Below are 13,853 nucleotides of genomic sequence, written 5' to 3'. Positions count from 1 at the left end.
CGACGCCGCGCTCCCGCGCGCCAGGCGAGCGGAGCCTGAGGACGGCCCGCCAACGCCCGTATCGAGGAGGAACGACAGCGTGACCTACGTCATCGCGCAGCCTTGTGTCGACGTCAAGGACAAGGCGTGCATCGAGGAGTGCCCGGTCGATTGCATTTACGAGGGCTCCCGGTCCTTGTACATCCACCCGGACGAATGCGTCGACTGTGGAGCCTGTGAACCGGTCTGCCCGGTCGAGGCGATCTTCTACGAGGACGACACTCCTGAGGAGTGGAAGGACTACTACAAGGCGAACGTCGAGTTCTTCGACGAGCTCGGTTCGCCGGGTGGCGCGAGCAAGCTCGGCCTGATCGAGCGCGACCACGCCTTCATCGCCGCCCTGCCGCCGCAGAACCAGTAACCGGCGGTCCGAGCGTTGCCCCGGTCCCGTACGGCGTCCCGCCGCACGGGACCGCGGCGTTTGTAAAGACCAGCACCAGCACGGGAGTCACCACGTGTCCGCAGTCTCCGACCGGCTTCCCACCTTCCCCTGGGACAAGCTCGAGCCGTACAAGGCCACCGCGGCCGCCCACCCCGGCGGCATCGTCGACCTGTCGGTGGGCACCCCCGTGGACCCGGTGCCCGAGCTGATCCAGAAAGCGCTGATCGCGGCCGCGGACTCGCCGGGCTATCCCACGGTGTGGGGCACGCCGGAGCTGCGCGACGCGATCACCGGCTGGTGCGAACGGCGCCTGGGCGCACGGGAGATCACGCACCGCAACGTCCTGCCGATCGTGGGCTCCAAGGAGCTGGTGGCCTGGCTGCCGACGCAGCTGGGCCTCGGCCCGGGCGACGTGGTCGCCTACCCGCGGCTCGCCTACCCGACGTACGAGGTCGGCGCCCGCCTGGCCCGCGCCGAGTACGTCGCGTACGACGAGCCCGCCGAGCTCGACCCGACCCGCCTCAGGCTCCTCTGGCTCAACTCGCCCTCGAACCCGACGGGCCGGGTCCTCACCCGCGAGGAGCTGACCCGCACCGTCGCCTGGGCCCGCGAGCACGGCGTGCTCCTGGTCAGCGACGAGTGCTACCTGGAGCTCGGCTGGGAGGCCGAGCCGGTCTCGGTCCTGCACCCGGACGTGTGCGGCGGTTCGTACGAGGGGATCGTCGCCGTCCACTCGCTCTCCAAGCGGTCCAACCTGGCGGGCTACCGGGCGGCGTTCCTCGCCGGTGACGCGGCCGTCCTCGGCGATCTGCTGCAGATCCGCAAGCACGGCGGCATGATGACCTCCGCGCCGACCCAGGCGGCCGTCGTGGCGGCGCTCGGCGACGACCAGCACGTGCGCGAGCAACGCGAGCGGTACGCGGCCCGCCGCACCGCCCTGCGCGCCGCCCTGCTCGGGCACGGCTTCCGGATCGAGCACAGCGAGGCGAGCCTGTACCTGTGGGCGACCCGCGAGGAGTCCTGCTGGGACACCGTGGCCCACCTCGCGGACCTCGGCATCCTGGTGGCGCCCGGCGACTTCTACGGCCCGGCGGGCGACCGCTTCGTCCGGGTGGCGCTGACGGCGAGCGACGAGCGGATCGCTGCGGCGGTCGCGCGCCTGGCCTGAGCCGCGCGGACCCGGTGACGGGCGCGACGACGGACATGGCGAAGGGCCCGGAGCCACTGGCTCCGGGCCCTTCGCCATGCGTGCCGCGGGATCAGCCGAGCGGCAGGCTTCCGACCGGCAGGTTCCCGGTGGGCAGGCCGCCCCCGGTGAGCGAGTCGGTGGGGAGGTTGTCGGTGGGCAGACCGCCGTCGGTGGCCGTCTCGGCGGTCTCGCCGAGCACCTTGCCCGCGCTGCCCGCGACATCGCCCGCGGCCTGCTGCGCGGCGGGGGTCGCCGTCTTGCCCGCCCTGCCGACGGCCTTGCCCGCGGCCGGCACGGTCTGCTTCACGGCCTTGCTGCCGGTCTCGCCGGCGAGGTTGGTGACGTTCTGAGCCGCACCGTCGACGGTGTCGCCCAGCTCGGCGCCGTCCAGGGCGCTCACTCCGCCCAGGTCGGGGGCGGCCGGAAGGTCAACGGCGCTCGCGGAGCCGGCCGCACCGACCACGGAAGCTGCACCCGCTGCGCTCAGCAGCGCGGCACGGGCGATCCGGCGGGTCAGGGGGAGGGACATGATGCTCCTTCAGACGGGAGAGAACGTTGGGGTGTCCGGCCGGATTGGCTCCGGCGCCCCGCCGGACGGCTTCCGGCGATCGGACGCAGTGACTACCGCTCGAAGCCCGCGAAGGTTGCGGTGGACCAACGTAAAGAATTCGCAATGCGTCGCATTATCTGCTGCGGATAAAAACGGTCAAAGTGATCGTGCGACGATTGGCTGCCGAAACCTTAATTCCCGTACCGTGCAAGGGAATTGCATGGGGGGTACAGGGGTGCGGAAAGGCGTGCGCGGTGTCGTCCCGCCGCGTCCGGCGCACCCCGATCGAGGGACCGCCCGAACGCATGCGTGATGCGGTGAGGGACGCGGCGAGGGATGCGGCGTCCTACGGTCCGGTGACGATCCGGACCGCGCCCGCGGCGGCGTCCCGTCCCGCGCCGTCCGCCGTCGACCTCCGCCACCCGCCCGGCTCTCCGGCGCGCCATTCCCGGCCACCGTAGGCAACCTTCTCGATGTGCAGCGCCGAGGAGTACGCCACGGCCCAGTGCGCCAGCTCCCAGCCGCGCTGCGGGGGCCGGTCGGCAACCGGCCGGGCGGGCACGGGGACCGTCACCGTGCGTCCGGCGGCCGTGCCGGGGCGCACCTCGCGGCCGAAGTCGCGGGTGAGGGCGGCCCGCACCCGCGCGGGGCCGCCGGGGTCGGTGCCGGGGCGGCCCTCGCAGCTGAAGGTGGCGGGCGTCCGGCCGGTGAGCGCGGCGGCCAGCAGCGCGGCGTCCGGCTCGTGCTTGGCGTACGCCTGCGGGAAACCGGAGCGCTGCACCCGCTGCGCGGCGACGGTCAGCGGCAGCCGCGAGTAGCCCGGGACCTCGGCCAGGTGCGCGTAGAAGCGGCCCGCCGAGTACGCCGGGTCCATGATGTGCCGCGCGTCGCCCCAGCCCTGCGAGGGGCGCTGCTGGAAGAGGCCGAGCGAATCCCGGTCGCCGTGGGTGATGTTGCGCAGCCCGGACTCCTGCAGCGCGGTGGCCAAGGCGATGGTCACCGCGCGCTCGGGCATCCCGCGCGAGGTGCCGGCCACGGCGACCGTCGCGGCGTTCTCCGCCTGCTCCGCGGTGAACGTGTACGAGGCGCCGTCGCCGTTCCCGGAGACGACCGTGCACCGGGGCGCGGGCTTGGCGCCGTAGACCCACTGCAGCGCCACATAGCCCACGACCGCGAGGAACGCGGCGGCCGCGGCCGCGTGACGCAGGAGACGGCCGCGCCGGACGGGGCTGGAGGGCTCGGGCACGCGACCAAGGTACTAGTCCTGGAAGAGGCCGCGCGGGGCGACGGCGTTAGGGTCGTGCGCATGCCTCAGACACCGCTTGACCTCACGCTCGACGCCGCGGAGCTCACCGCGCGGCTGGTCGATTTCCCGTCCCCGAGCGGCGAGGAGAAGGCGCTCGCCGACGCCATCGAGACGGCCCTGCGCGGGCTGCCGCACCTCACGGTCGACCGGCACGGCAACAACGTCGTGGCCCGCACGAACCTCGGCCGCGCCGAGCGAGTCATCCTCGCCGGGCACATCGACACGGTCCCGATCGCGGACAACGTGCCCTCCCGCCTCGACGAAAACGGCGTCCTGTGGGGCTGCGGCACCTGCGACATGAAGTCGGGCGTCGCCGTCCAGCTGCGCATCGCGCAGACGGTGACAGAGCCCAACCGCGACCTCACCTTCGTCTTCTACGACAACGAAGAGGTGGCCGCGCACCTCAACGGCCTGGGGCACGTCGCCGAGGCCCACCCCGAGTGGCTCGCGGGCGACTTCGCCGTACTCCTGGAGCCGACCGACGGCCAGGTCGAGGGCGGCTGCCAGGGCACCCTGCGGGTCCTGCTGAGGACCCGGGGCGTACGGGCGCACTCCGCGCGCGCGTGGATGGGCTCCAACGCCATCCACGCGGCCACCCCGATCCTGGAGAGGCTCGCCGCGTACGAGCCCCGCAAGCCGGTCGTGGAGGGCCTGGAGTTCCACGAGGGGCTCAACGCCGTCCGCATCGAGGGCGGCGTCGCCACCAACGTCATCCCCGACGAGTGCACCGTCACCGTCAACTTCCGCTACGCCCCGGACCGCACCGAGGAGGAGGCCGTCGCCTTCGTGCGCGACTACTTCGCCGACTGCGGCGTCGACGAGTTCGTGGTGGACGACCACACGGGCGCGGCCCGCCCCGGCCTCACCCATCCGGCCGCGGCGGCGTTCATGGCGGCCGTCGGCGGCGAGGCGCGCCCCAAGTTCGGCTGGACGGACGTCTCCCGGTTCAGCGCGCTCGGCGTGCCCGCGGTCAACTACAGCCCGGGTGACCCGCTGCTCGCCCACAAGATCGACGAGCGCGTGCAGGCCTCGCTGATCCCGGTGGCTGAGGAGAAGCTGCGTGCCTGGCTGACGTCGTAGCGGCGCCCGCGGCCGCACGAGGCTCCCGGTACCGGACATCCCGAGGTCCCTCTGCCGTAACCCGCGTGGATCTACGCTGTGGGTCACGTACGCATGGAGGGAGCAGACGATGAGCAATCCCGACAACGGCACCGACAGCGCTGCCCGCGCCGCACGGAAGGGCCCCGAGCAGCGGCTCGGCCCGGTGCTTCGCCGGCGGGACAAGGTGCAGCCCGGCACCACCGATCAGCGTCTCCTCGACTCCGACGGCCCTTCGGAGTGGGTGCACACGGACCCCTGGAGAGTCCTGCGCATCCAGTCCGAGTTCATCGAGGGCTTCGGCACGCTGGCCGAACTCCCGCCCGCGATCAGCGTGTTCGGTTCGGCGCGCACCGCAGAGGGCTCGCCGGAGTACGCGGCGGGCGTGGAGATCGGCAAGGCGCTCGTGGAGGCCGGCTTCGCGGTGATCACGGGCGGCGGCCCCGGCGCCATGCAGGCCGCCAACCAGGGCGCCGTCGAGGCGAAGGGCACCTCGGTCGGCCTCGGCATCGAGCTCCCCTTCGAGCAGGGCCTCAACCCCTACGTCGACATCGGCGTGAACTTCCGCTACTTCTTCGTCCGCAAGACGATGTTCGTGAAGTACGCGCAGGGCTTCGTGGTCCTGCCCGGCGGCCTCGGCACCCTCGACGAGCTCTTCGAGGCGCTCACCCTCGTCCAGACCCGCAAGGTCACCCGGTTCCCGATCGTCCTGTTCGGCACGGAGTACTGGGGCGGCCTCGTCGACTGGCTGAGGAACACGGTCATCGCCCAGGGCAAGGCGTCCGAGGCCGACCTGCTGCTCTTCCACGTCACCGACGACGTGGAGGAGGCCATCTCCCTGGTGACCAAGGAAGTCGGCAAGTAGTACCCCGGTAGGGGGTCACGCGAGTCCCCGGCGGGCGACCGCCGGGGGCCGGTGGCCCGCGATCGTCGCCACCATGTCGACGACCTGCCTGGTCTCGGCGACCTCGTGCACGCGGTAGACCTGCGCGCCCAGCCACGCCGAGACCGCCGTCGTCGCCAGGGTGCCGATGACGCGCTCCTTGACGGGCTTGTCGAGGGTCTCGCCCACGAAGTCCTTGTTGGACAGCGAGACCAGCACGGGCCAGCCGGTGTCCACCATCTCGCCGAGCCTGCGGGTCGCTTCCAGGCTGTGCCGGGTGTTCTTGCCGAAGTCGTGCCCCGGGTCGATCAGCACGGACTCGCGCGGCACACCGAGCTCCACCGCGCGCTCGGCCAGGCCGACCGTCACCCGCAGGATGTCCGCCATCACGTCCTCGTACGTGACCCGGTGCGGCCGGGTGCGCGGCTCGGCGCCGCCCGCGTGCGTGCACACCAGGCCCACCTGGTACCGCGCTGCGACCTCCGCGAGCTTCGGGTCGACGCCGCCCCAGGCGTCGTTGAGCAGGTCGGCGCCGGCCTCGCAGACCGCGGCGCCGACGTCGTGGCGCCAGGTGTCGACGCTGATCACCACGTCGGGGAAGCGCCTGCGGACCTCGGCGACGAACCCCACCGTGCGACGCGCCTCCTCCTCGGCGGTGACCTCCTCGCCCGGGCCCGCCTTGACCCCGCCGATGTCCACGATGGCGGCGCCCTCGGCCACGGCCTGCTCCACGCGCGCGAGCGCCGGCTCGTCGCGGAACGTGGCCCCCTGGTCGTAGAAGGAATCCGGGGTCCGGTTCACGATCGCCATGATCACCGGCTCGTGCGCGTCGAACTCGCGCCTGCCAAGCCTGAGCATCCCCTGTGGTCCTCCTGGGTCCTTGTCGCGGTTCGGCCGCCTGCGACCTTAACTGTCAGAGGCGCATGGCACGATCGGACCCGAGAAGTTTCAGCACGGGCAGTCGAGCGTGAGGGCCGGAAGCCATGGTCTTGTTCTTGTTCCTGGTCATCGCCCTTGTCGTGGTGGTCGGCGCGGTGTCCCTCGCCGTGGTCGGCGGCGGCGAGAGCGGTGCGCTGGCCGACGTCGCGCCCGAGCGGTTCACCGATCCGCTGCCCCCGGACCGCCCGCTGCGCCGCGCCGACGTCGACGCGGTGCGCTTCCCGATGACGCTACGCGGCTACCACATGGACGAGGTCGACGACGTGCTCACCCGGCTCGGCGCCGAGCTGGCCGAGCGGGACGCCCGCATCGCCGAGCTGGAGGCGGCTCTGGCCGGCGCGCAGGCCACCGCGGTCGCAGGGCCCGCCCTCTTCGAGGGGTACGCACCGCGCACGGCCGACAGGGCCGACAGGGCCGACAGGGCCGACAGGGCCGACAGGGCCGACAGGGCCGACAGGACTGACAGGACTGACAGGGCTGACAGCGCCGAGAAGGACGAGAAGGGCGACGACCAGTGAGCAGCATCGAAGGCGGCGCGGTCGCGGGCCCGGACGGCGGTCTCCGCTGCCCCTGGGGCCTGTCCACCGAGGACTACGTGGCGTATCACGACGACGAGTGGGGCCGCCCGGTCCACGGCGACGACGCGCTGTACGAGCGGCTCTGCCTGGAGGCCTTCCAGTCCGGCCTCTCCTGGATCACGATCCTGCGCCGCCGCGAGGGTTTCCGCGCCGCGTTCGCCGGTTTCAAGATCCCGGCGGTCGCGGAGTTCACCGACGAGGACCGCGCGCGGCTCCTCGCCGACCCGGGCATCATCCGCAACCGCGCGAAAATCGACGCGACGCTCGCCAACGCGCGCGTGCTGGCCGACTGGTCCGCGGGCGAACTGGACGAGCTGATCTGGTCGTTCGCGCCGGACCCGGCGACCCGCGCGGCCCCGCGGACGCTCGCCGACGTGCCCGCGATCACCGACGAGTCCACCGCCCTGTCCAAGGCGCTCAAGAAGCGCGGCATCCGCTTCGTCGGCCCCACCACGGCGTACGCCCTGATGCAGGCCTGCGGCCTGGTCGACGACCACCTCGCGGACTGCGTGGCCCGCGAGGCCGCCCCCGGCCCGGACGAACGGCCCTAGCGCCCGAGGTACTTCGGCTTCTCCTTGGCGATGAAGGCCCGCACCGCGATCGTGTGGTCCTCGGAGGCGCCGGCCCTGGCCTGCAGCTCGTCCTCCTTGTCCAGCGCCTCGTCCAGGGTGTGCCCCGCCGCGTAGGCGAGGGACTCCTTGAGCGCGGCGTACGCGAGGGTCGGCCCGTCGGCGAGGGCGCGGGCCACCTGTGCGGCCTCGGCGGCGAGGTCGGCCGCGGGCACGATCTTGTTGACGATCCCCAGCTCGTACGCCTCCTGTGCGGAGATGTTGCGCGGGAAGAGCAGCAGGTCGGCGGCGCGCGCGGGGCCGATCAGGCGCGGCAGCGTCCAGGAGACGCCCGAGTCGGCGGTCAGCGCGACCCCGGCGAACGAGGTGTTGAACTTGGCGGTGTCCGCGACCACCCGGTAGTCGGCGGCGAGCGCGAAGCCGAGGCCCGCACCGGCGGCGGCGCCGTTGACGCCCGCGACGACCGGCTTGGGCATGCCCGTCAGCGCCCGCACGATGGGGTTGTAGTGCTCCCTGACGGTGCTCATGGTCTCCCCGGTGCCGGCCTCGCGGTCCGCCGTGAGGGAGCCGATGTGCTCCTTGAGGTCCTGGCCCACACAGAAGGCGCGCCCGTTGGCGGTGAGCAGCACCGCGCGCACGGCCTCGTCCGCGGCGGCCGACCGGGCGGCCTCCCGCAGGGCGACCTTGGCCTCGGTGTTCATGGCGTTCATCGCCTCGGGACGGTTGATCGTGATCGTCGCGAGTCCGTCGCTCACCTCGTAGAGCACGCTGTCGGCCATGGGATCCCCTCCGCTGGTCCAGTAGGTAGGAGCTCAGCATGACGGAGATCATCGGAGTCCGGCATGCGGACGGTCATGTGACCTGCGTCAAAGAATTTCTGGCCCGTGAGGCGTATGGGGCGGCGAAGTATCGCAGTCACATCGCCGAATTGAGTGGTTTTGCGGGCGCGCGTTGCGCAGTCGATGCCGACCGATGTTGGTCATCGGGTCCTGCCATGCGGGATAATGGCCTGGAAGCAATGTGTTCGATGCCGGTGACACCTGGGTTGTCGGCTGCGATGAGCTGGTTTCAGGAAGGGGAACGAGCATGGCGGCCATGAAGCCGCGGACGGGCGACGGCCCGCTCGAGGTGACCAAGGAGGGGCGGGGCATCGTCATGCGCGTTCCGCTCGAAGGCGGCGGACGACTTGTCGTCGAACTGACTCCGGACGAGGCCGACGCGCTCGGCGACGCCCTGAAGAAGGTCGTCGGCTGACGCGGAAGCGCGCGCCCATACTTTTCCACTGCCCCGGCATCGTACGACGGTGCCGGGGCAGTGGTGTGTCCGGGCGTTGAAGAGGCGCGAGAACCGCCTGACCAGCCACGACGGGCCGTGAGCGGGGTGTGAGGGCGCCCGGCGGACGCGCTCGTCCGGGCGGGCCGGCGCTACCGTTTGACGGCGCAGAGCAGCCCGTCGCCGACCGGAAGCAGCGACGGAACCAGATCCGGGCTCTCCCGTACGGTGCGCAACAGATCGCGCAGGTGCAGGACCTCGACCGGCTGGGGCCCCGAGTCCACCGTCCTGCCGTCCGCGAAGACGCCCTCGAAGCAGACGAGGCCGCCGGGCCGCAGCAGACGCAACGATTCAGCGAGGTAGTCGAGGGACTCGAGCCGGTCGCCGTCGCAGAACACGAGGTCGTAGCCGCCGTCGGCGAGACGCGGCAGGACGTCGAGGGCGCGCCCCGGGATGAACCGCGCGCGGTTGCCCGCGAAGCCGGCCGCGCGGAAGGCCTGACGGGCGAAGGCCTGCCGCTCCGGCTCGGGATCGACCGTGGTCAGCACGCCGTCGGGCCGCATGCCGTGCAGCAGGTGGATGCCCGACACCCCGGTCCCGGTACCGATTTCGGCCACCGCTTTCGCGTCAGCCGTGGCGGCGAGCATGCGCAGCGCGGCGCCGGTGCCGGGCGACACCGAGGGCAGGCCTGCCTCCCGGGCCCGGTCCCGGGCCCAGCGCAGCGCCTCGTCCTCGGCGACAAAGGCGTCGGCGAACGCCCAGCTCGTCTGCCGGTTGCCGGTAATGGCCCTCTCCTGTCCCCGTGGTTGCCTGGCCGTGACTGTATCCGTTGGGGCCGGGAACCCGCAGATGAGGCCGGGCGTTTATAGGGGGTGGGAGAACAGCGGGGGTGGATGGATGGATCAAGACCGGAAGCGGGCGGCTCGAAGCGGCAGGACACCTGCAGCGAAGCCCGTACCAAATTCACGTAAAAACGCTTATCCGGAGCTAACGGGCGAGGTGGTTATGGTAGGGGCTCCACTGGACACCACCAGAGCCGACAGGGGAGGTGCGGCTGCGTCCGCGGATCGGGGAGGAGTGCTGCGGCGCTTTCTCGGATTGGCGGGTGAGCCGAAATCCGTGACCGACACCGCTGACCGCATCCGTGCCAACGACTCCGCTCAGACCGCGACCTTTGCCGCTGACGCGGAATCGCAGGCGTGGACTCCGCCCACCTGGGAGGAGATCGTCAGCACGCACAGCGGCCGCGTGTACCGCCTGGCGTACCGCCTGACCGGCAATCAGCACGACGCCGAGGACCTCACGCAAGAGGTCTTCGTCCGTGTCTTCCGGTCGCTCTCGACCTACACCCCCGGCACGTTCGAGGGCTGGCTGCACCGCATCACCACGAACCTCTTCCTGGACATGGTGCGCCGCAAGCAGCGCATCCGTTTCGACGCGCTCGGGGACGACGCCGCGGAGCGGCTGCCGAGCCGCGAGCCCTCGCCCCAGCAGGTGTTCAACGACACGCACTTCGACGCGGACGTCCAGCAGGCGCTCGACACCCTCGCGCCCGAGTTCCGTGCCGCCGTGGTCCTCTGCGACATCGAGGGCCTTTCGTACGAAGAGATCGCCGCAACACTCGGCGTCAAGCTCGGTACGGTCCGCAGCCGTATCCACCGGGGTCGCTCGCAGCTGCGCAAGGCCCTCCAGCACCGGTCTCCCGAGGCCCGCGCGGAGCGCCGCTCGCTGGCGGTGACCGGAGCCATGGCGCTGGGAGGAGGGGGTGCGACCGCGTGAGTGGATCACGGTCGAATCCTGCCGAACGGCACCTAGCCGAGGCCGAGCAGCATCTGGGGGACCGGCTCGCCGCCCTTGTGGACGGCGAGTTGGGCCATGACGCGCGCGAGCGCGTCCTCGCGCATCTGGCGACCTGCCCGATGTGCAAGACCGAGGCGGACGCCCAGCGTCGCCTGAAGAACGTCTTCGCGCAGGCGGCCCCGCCGCCGCCCACCGAGAGTTTCCTCGCCCGCCTCCAAGGGCTTCCGGGAGGCGGCTCCGACCCGTCGGGAGGACCCGGCGCGCCCGGCGGCGAGGGTTTCGCCACCGGGTCCACCGACTCCGCGGGGCTGCCGCGGGGCGGGATCTTCGGGGGGAGCCCCGACCCCTTCGTGGAGTACGTGCCCGCGGGCGCCCACGCCGCGGTCCTGCCCAGTGACCGCCAGGGCTTCCGCATCCACGAGATGCCCCGTCACGACGGCGCCCATCGGCACGACGCGGACCGCTCGCTCTGGCGCGGGCGCCGCTTCGCGTTCGCCGCGGCGGGCGCGGTGTCGCTGGCCGCCATCGCCCTCGGCGGTGTCACGGTCGGCGCCCCCGGCGACTCGGGCGACACCCGTGCGGGCGGCTCGGGCAGCAATGTGACCCCGCAGCGCAGCCAGGGTTCGGGGAACGCCACGACGCCCGACCCCGCGCGGCGCCGGGGCGGCGGCAGTCCGCTGTCGGTGCAGGGCCTGCGCCCCGGCGCGCTGTCGGCGCCCGTCGCGCCCACCGAGGTCACCGGGCCGCTGCTGCCCGGCCCTCCCACGCAGCCGTTGCGCCCCCGCGGTTCCGTGTACGAGCTCACCGCCCCGATGGTGGCGGGCGCCGCGACCATCTCGCCCCTGATACGCCCGGTGCCGCCCGGCCGGCATGGAGCGCTGCCGCCCGGCATGGAGCCGCCGCCACAGACGGACGAGTCCGTCGTGGCGGGAGAGGCGAATCCGGTGCGGACCACCGCGACGGCTCAGGGCGGGGGGCCGCTGAGGGGTACGTCGCGGATGCGCTGACGCGACGGTGCCCTGCGCTTTTCCTGGGGGACCTGGTTGAATCCTCGGTGGGCCGTGCCCGCCGAGGATTTCTGGTGGGTACGGGGTTGAGCATCCAAACGGCGTCCGCCGCGGGCCAGTTGTGGGGAGAACATGGACGAGGGGAAGCCCACGAAGGCGCACTGGTGGAGTGGGGCGGCCCGGCCGGGGGCGGAAGCGTTGCACTCCGGCTCGGACGACTCTCCGGCCGGCCCGGACGACGCGCAGGACGGGACGTCGGTTCCGGCCTCCGTCCCCGTCGACCCCCGCGACTCGGTGCCCGGTGGGTTCATACCGGGCGACGGCTCCCCGCACGGGGCGTCGGCCGATGGCGTGGCCGCTCCGATTGCCGCCCAGGGCGCGACGGGCCAAGTCCCCGTAGCCCCGCAGGCCCAGGAGGCGCCCTCGGCCCAGGGAAGCCCCGTGGACGTCCAGGACGCCGTACCCACGGCCCCCACGGACCGCCCCCGCCCCCTGCACGACCCCGACCCCTACAGCACCCCTCCCTACGGCGAACCGGGCCCCTGGGCGCCCGCGCCCCCCGTGCAGCACCCCGCGGCGACCCCGGCGCACGGCACCTCCCTGCCGACGCCCCCGCAGGGAACCCCGACACCCGGCGCCCCCGCGCCCCAAATCCCGGTGGCACCCCCCGCCTACGACGCCCCCCACCCGGCACCCTCGTACGGCGGCACCCCGCCCCACGGCACCCCGGCACCGGGCGCCCCCGCGCCCCACGTCCCGGCCCAGGCGCCCCCCGCCTACGACGCCGGCCACCCGGCGCCCTCGTACGGCGGCACCCCGCCCCACGGCACCTCCGCACCGGGCGCTCCCGGCGCCCCCGCGCCCCACGTCCCGGCGGCCCAGGCGCCCCCCGCCTACGACGCCGGCCACCCGGCGCCCCCGTACAACACCACCCCCCACCCTCAGCCCCACCCCAACCCCCGCCACCCGGGCCCGGAAGTTCGGCCCGTCTACGATCCCTGGAACGCGCCCCTTCAGCAGATCGGGTCGTTGCCGCCGGAAGCGCCGGAGGCGCGGCGTAAGCGGGGGCGGCGGGTTCTCGTCGGCGGGGCCGTCGCGCTCGCGCTCGTGTCCAGCTTCGTCGGCGGCGCCATCGGCTCGTACCTGGAGCGCAACGGCAGCGACGACATCCAGCTGCGGCAGGCGGACACCGAGTCCGCGGAGCGGCCCAAGGGCAGCGTCGCCGGCATCGCCTCCGCTGCCCTGCCCGGCGTCGTGACCCTGCACGTCAGCGGCGACTCCGCGCAGGGCACCGGCACCGGGTTCGTCCTCGACGGCAAGGGCCACATCCTCACCAACAACCACGTCGTCGAGCCCGCGGGCACCGGCGGCCACGTCTCGGTGACCTTCAGCGGCGGCGAGACCGCCGAGGCGAAGGTCGTCGGCCGCGACTCCGGCTACGACCTCGCGGTCGTCAAGGTGTCCAACGTGCACGGCCTGAAGCCGCTGCCCCTCGGCAACTCCGAGAACGTCCAGGTCGGCGACCCCGTCGTGGCCATCGGCGCCCCCTTCGACCTGGAGAACACCGTCACCTCGGGCATCATCAGCGCCAAGGAGCGGCCCATCACCGCGGGCGGCGAGAAAGGCGACGGCAGCGACATCTCGTACGTGGACGCCCTGCAGACCGACGCGCCCATCAACCCGGGCAACTCCGGCGGGCCCCTCGTCGACTCCAAGGCCCGCGTCATCGGCATCAACAGCGCCATACGCTCCGCGGACGAGGGCTCGGCGCCGACCGGCGGGCAGGCCGGCTCCATCGGCCTCGGCTTCGCCATCCCCATCAACCAGGGCAAGCGCGTCGCCGAAGAGCTGATCAACTTCGGCCGGGCGACGCACCCCGTGATCGGCGTCACGCTCGACACCGAGTTCACCGGGGACGGCGCCCGCATCGCGGACAAGGGCAAGAGCAGCGGACCTTCGGTCAACAGGAACGGCCCCGGCGACCGGGCGGGCCTCAAGCCGGGTGATGTGATCACCGAGGTCGACGGGCACGCCGTGCACTCCAGTGACGAACTCATCGTCAAGGTCCGCGCGCACCGCCCGAAGGACCGGCTCCGGCTCACCGTCGAGCGGGGCGGCGACGACCGCGAGGTGACCCTGGTGCTCGGTTCGGCCGACGGGAACTGAGCGGTCGGAACAGAGCGGTTCGGGTAAAGGACTGGCCAGGTCTGCTCCGCGTTGTCGTGCAGCGGCTACCGGACG

16 protein-coding genes are annotated in these 13,853 nt (G+C 72.7%); 11 read left to right on the top strand and 5 right to left on the bottom strand.

Annotated features, from left to right (window positions below; translation table 11 throughout):
* Window positions 1-79 precede the first annotated feature (79 nt).
* Together fdxA and ACFYO9_RS03265 are read left to right on the top strand one after the other, a co-directional pair.
* A complete protein-coding gene (gene fdxA, locus ACFYO9_RS03270) occupies window positions 80-400 on the top strand; it encodes a ferredoxin (RefSeq protein ID WP_030573070.1) in 321 nt (106 codons plus the stop codon).
* A 94-nt stretch (window positions 401-494) separates the two neighbouring features.
* On the top strand, window positions 495-1,589 hold the full coding sequence (locus ACFYO9_RS03265) for a bifunctional succinyldiaminopimelate transaminase/glutamate-prephenate aminotransferase (protein ID WP_358777687.1): 1,095 nt from the start codon (window positions 495-497) through the stop codon (window positions 1,587-1,589).
* A gap of 91 nt (window positions 1,590-1,680) precedes the next feature.
* Here ACFYO9_RS03265 and ACFYO9_RS03260 read toward each other — a convergent pair whose 3' ends face one another.
* Entirely contained in the window at window positions 1,681-2,139 is a 459-nt protein-coding gene (locus ACFYO9_RS03260; RefSeq protein WP_355803173.1) for an ATP-binding protein, read from the bottom strand.
* Window positions 2,140-2,506: 367 nt separating this feature from the next.
* Window positions 2,507-3,406: a heavy metal transporter gene (locus ACFYO9_RS03255; RefSeq protein WP_358777686.1), complete on the bottom strand. Its 900-nt coding sequence runs from the start codon at window positions 3,404-3,406 to the stop codon at window positions 2,507-2,509.
* Between the two features lie 60 nt (window positions 3,407-3,466).
* Here ACFYO9_RS03255 and dapE point away from each other — a divergent pair, with 60 nt between their 5' ends.
* On the top strand, window positions 3,467-4,546 hold the full coding sequence (gene dapE / locus ACFYO9_RS03250; RefSeq protein ID WP_358777685.1) for a succinyl-diaminopimelate desuccinylase: 1,080 nt from the start codon (window positions 3,467-3,469) through the stop codon (window positions 4,544-4,546).
* A 109-nt stretch (window positions 4,547-4,655) separates the two neighbouring features.
* On the top strand, window positions 4,656-5,429 hold the full coding sequence (locus ACFYO9_RS03245; protein ID WP_358710285.1) for a TIGR00730 family Rossman fold protein: 774 nt from the start codon (window positions 4,656-4,658) through the stop codon (window positions 5,427-5,429).
* A 15-nt stretch (window positions 5,430-5,444) separates the two neighbouring features.
* Here ACFYO9_RS03245 and folP read toward each other — a convergent pair whose 3' ends face one another.
* Window positions 5,445-6,305 (bottom strand): dihydropteroate synthase, encoded by an 861-nt coding sequence (folP, locus tag ACFYO9_RS03240; RefSeq protein ID WP_355803165.1) that lies wholly within the window; start codon window positions 6,303-6,305, stop codon window positions 5,445-5,447.
* A 125-nt stretch (window positions 6,306-6,430) separates the two neighbouring features.
* On the opposite strand from folP, the gene ACFYO9_RS03235 reads away from it, so the two are divergent.
* Window positions 6,431-6,904, top strand: a complete 474-nt coding sequence (locus tag ACFYO9_RS03235) for a DivIVA domain-containing protein (RefSeq protein WP_358777684.1) — start codon at window positions 6,431-6,433, stop codon at window positions 6,902-6,904.
* 5 nt (window positions 6,905-6,909) lie between these two features.
* Window positions 6,910-7,515 (top strand): DNA-3-methyladenine glycosylase I, encoded by a 606-nt coding sequence (locus ACFYO9_RS03230; protein WP_355804161.1) that lies wholly within the window; start codon window positions 6,910-6,912, stop codon window positions 7,513-7,515.
* Here the strand turns inward: ACFYO9_RS03230 and ACFYO9_RS03225 are convergent.
* Window positions 7,512-8,312 carry an enoyl-CoA hydratase-related protein gene (locus tag ACFYO9_RS03225; RefSeq protein ID WP_358777683.1) on the bottom strand — a complete coding sequence of 267 codons (801 nt, stop codon included), beginning with the start codon at window positions 8,310-8,312 and terminating at the stop codon, window positions 7,512-7,514. The two genes, ACFYO9_RS03230 and ACFYO9_RS03225, sit on opposite strands and share 4 nt — an antisense overlap.
* A gap of 38 nt (window positions 8,313-8,350) precedes the next feature.
* On the opposite strand from ACFYO9_RS03225, the gene ACFYO9_RS03220 reads away from it, so the two are divergent.
* Together ACFYO9_RS03220 and ACFYO9_RS03215 are read left to right on the top strand one after the other, a co-directional pair.
* Entirely contained in the window at window positions 8,351-8,632 is a 282-nt protein-coding gene (locus ACFYO9_RS03220) for a hypothetical protein (RefSeq protein WP_358710287.1), read from the top strand.
* A complete protein-coding gene (locus ACFYO9_RS03215; RefSeq protein WP_003966491.1) occupies window positions 8,620-8,787 on the top strand; it encodes a DUF3117 domain-containing protein in 168 nt (55 codons plus the stop codon). Before ACFYO9_RS03220 ends, ACFYO9_RS03215 begins: the two co-directional genes overlap by 13 nt.
* Window positions 8,788-8,957: 170 nt before the next feature.
* Here the strand turns inward: ACFYO9_RS03215 and ACFYO9_RS03210 are convergent, their stop codons facing one another.
* Window positions 8,958-9,656 (bottom strand): O-methyltransferase, encoded by a 699-nt coding sequence (locus ACFYO9_RS03210; protein ID WP_355804158.1) that lies wholly within the window; start codon window positions 9,654-9,656, stop codon window positions 8,958-8,960.
* A gap of 154 nt (window positions 9,657-9,810) precedes the next feature.
* Between ACFYO9_RS03210 and sigE the strand changes: the two genes are divergently transcribed.
* The 3 genes from sigE (at window position 9,811) to ACFYO9_RS03195 (ending at window position 13,778) form a co-directional block, all read left to right on the top strand.
* The gene (gene sigE, locus ACFYO9_RS03205; RefSeq protein ID WP_355803157.1) at window positions 9,811-10,584 is read left to right on the top strand and encodes an RNA polymerase sigma factor SigE; all 774 of its coding nucleotides are present in this window, start codon (window positions 9,811-9,813) and stop codon (window positions 10,582-10,584) included.
* Window positions 10,581-11,612: a zf-HC2 domain-containing protein gene (locus ACFYO9_RS03200; RefSeq protein WP_358777682.1), complete on the top strand. Its 1,032-nt coding sequence runs from the start codon at window positions 10,581-10,583 to the stop codon at window positions 11,610-11,612. The genes sigE and ACFYO9_RS03200 overlap by 4 nt, the downstream gene beginning before the upstream one ends.
* A gap of 132 nt (window positions 11,613-11,744) precedes the next feature.
* Window positions 11,745-13,778 carry a trypsin-like peptidase domain-containing protein gene (locus tag ACFYO9_RS03195; RefSeq protein WP_358777681.1) on the top strand — a complete coding sequence of 678 codons (2,034 nt, stop codon included), beginning with the start codon at window positions 11,745-11,747 and terminating at the stop codon, window positions 13,776-13,778.
* Window positions 13,779-13,853 lie beyond the last annotated feature (75 nt).

The organism is Streptomyces sp. NPDC005863 (assembly GCF_042871345.1).
Lineage (GTDB): Bacteria > Actinomycetota > Actinomycetes > Streptomycetales > Streptomycetaceae > Streptomyces.
Note: the sequence above shows the minus strand (reverse complement) of the source record. Positions and strands in the feature narration are given on the sequence as shown.

Excerpts from the sequence above, each read along its gene's own strand:
- ACFYO9_RS03260 (WP_355803173.1), bottom strand. The coding sequence starts at position 2,139 with ATGTCCCTCCCCCTGACCCGCCGGATCGCCCGTGCCGCGCTGCTGAGC.
- dapE (WP_358777685.1), top strand. The coding sequence starts at position 3,467 with ATGCCTCAGACACCGCTTGACCTCACGCTCGACGCCGCGGAGCTCACC.
- ACFYO9_RS03245 (WP_358710285.1), top strand. The coding sequence starts at position 4,656 with ATGAGCAATCCCGACAACGGCACCGACAGCGCTGCCCGCGCCGCACGG.
- folP (WP_355803165.1), bottom strand. The coding sequence starts at position 6,305 with ATGCTCAGGCTTGGCAGGCGCGAGTTCGACGCGCACGAGCCGGTGATC.
- ACFYO9_RS03235 (WP_358777684.1), top strand. The coding sequence starts at position 6,431 with ATGGTCTTGTTCTTGTTCCTGGTCATCGCCCTTGTCGTGGTGGTCGGC.
- ACFYO9_RS03225 (WP_358777683.1), bottom strand. The coding sequence starts at position 8,312 with ATGGCCGACAGCGTGCTCTACGAGGTGAGCGACGGACTCGCGACGATC.
- ACFYO9_RS03220 (WP_358710287.1), top strand. The coding sequence starts at position 8,351 with ATGACGGAGATCATCGGAGTCCGGCATGCGGACGGTCATGTGACCTGC.
- ACFYO9_RS03215 (WP_003966491.1), top strand. The coding sequence starts at position 8,620 with ATGGCGGCCATGAAGCCGCGGACGGGCGACGGCCCGCTCGAGGTGACC.
- sigE (WP_355803157.1), top strand. The coding sequence starts at position 9,811 with ATGGTAGGGGCTCCACTGGACACCACCAGAGCCGACAGGGGAGGTGCG.
- ACFYO9_RS03195 (WP_358777681.1), top strand. The coding sequence starts at position 11,745 with ATGGACGAGGGGAAGCCCACGAAGGCGCACTGGTGGAGTGGGGCGGCC.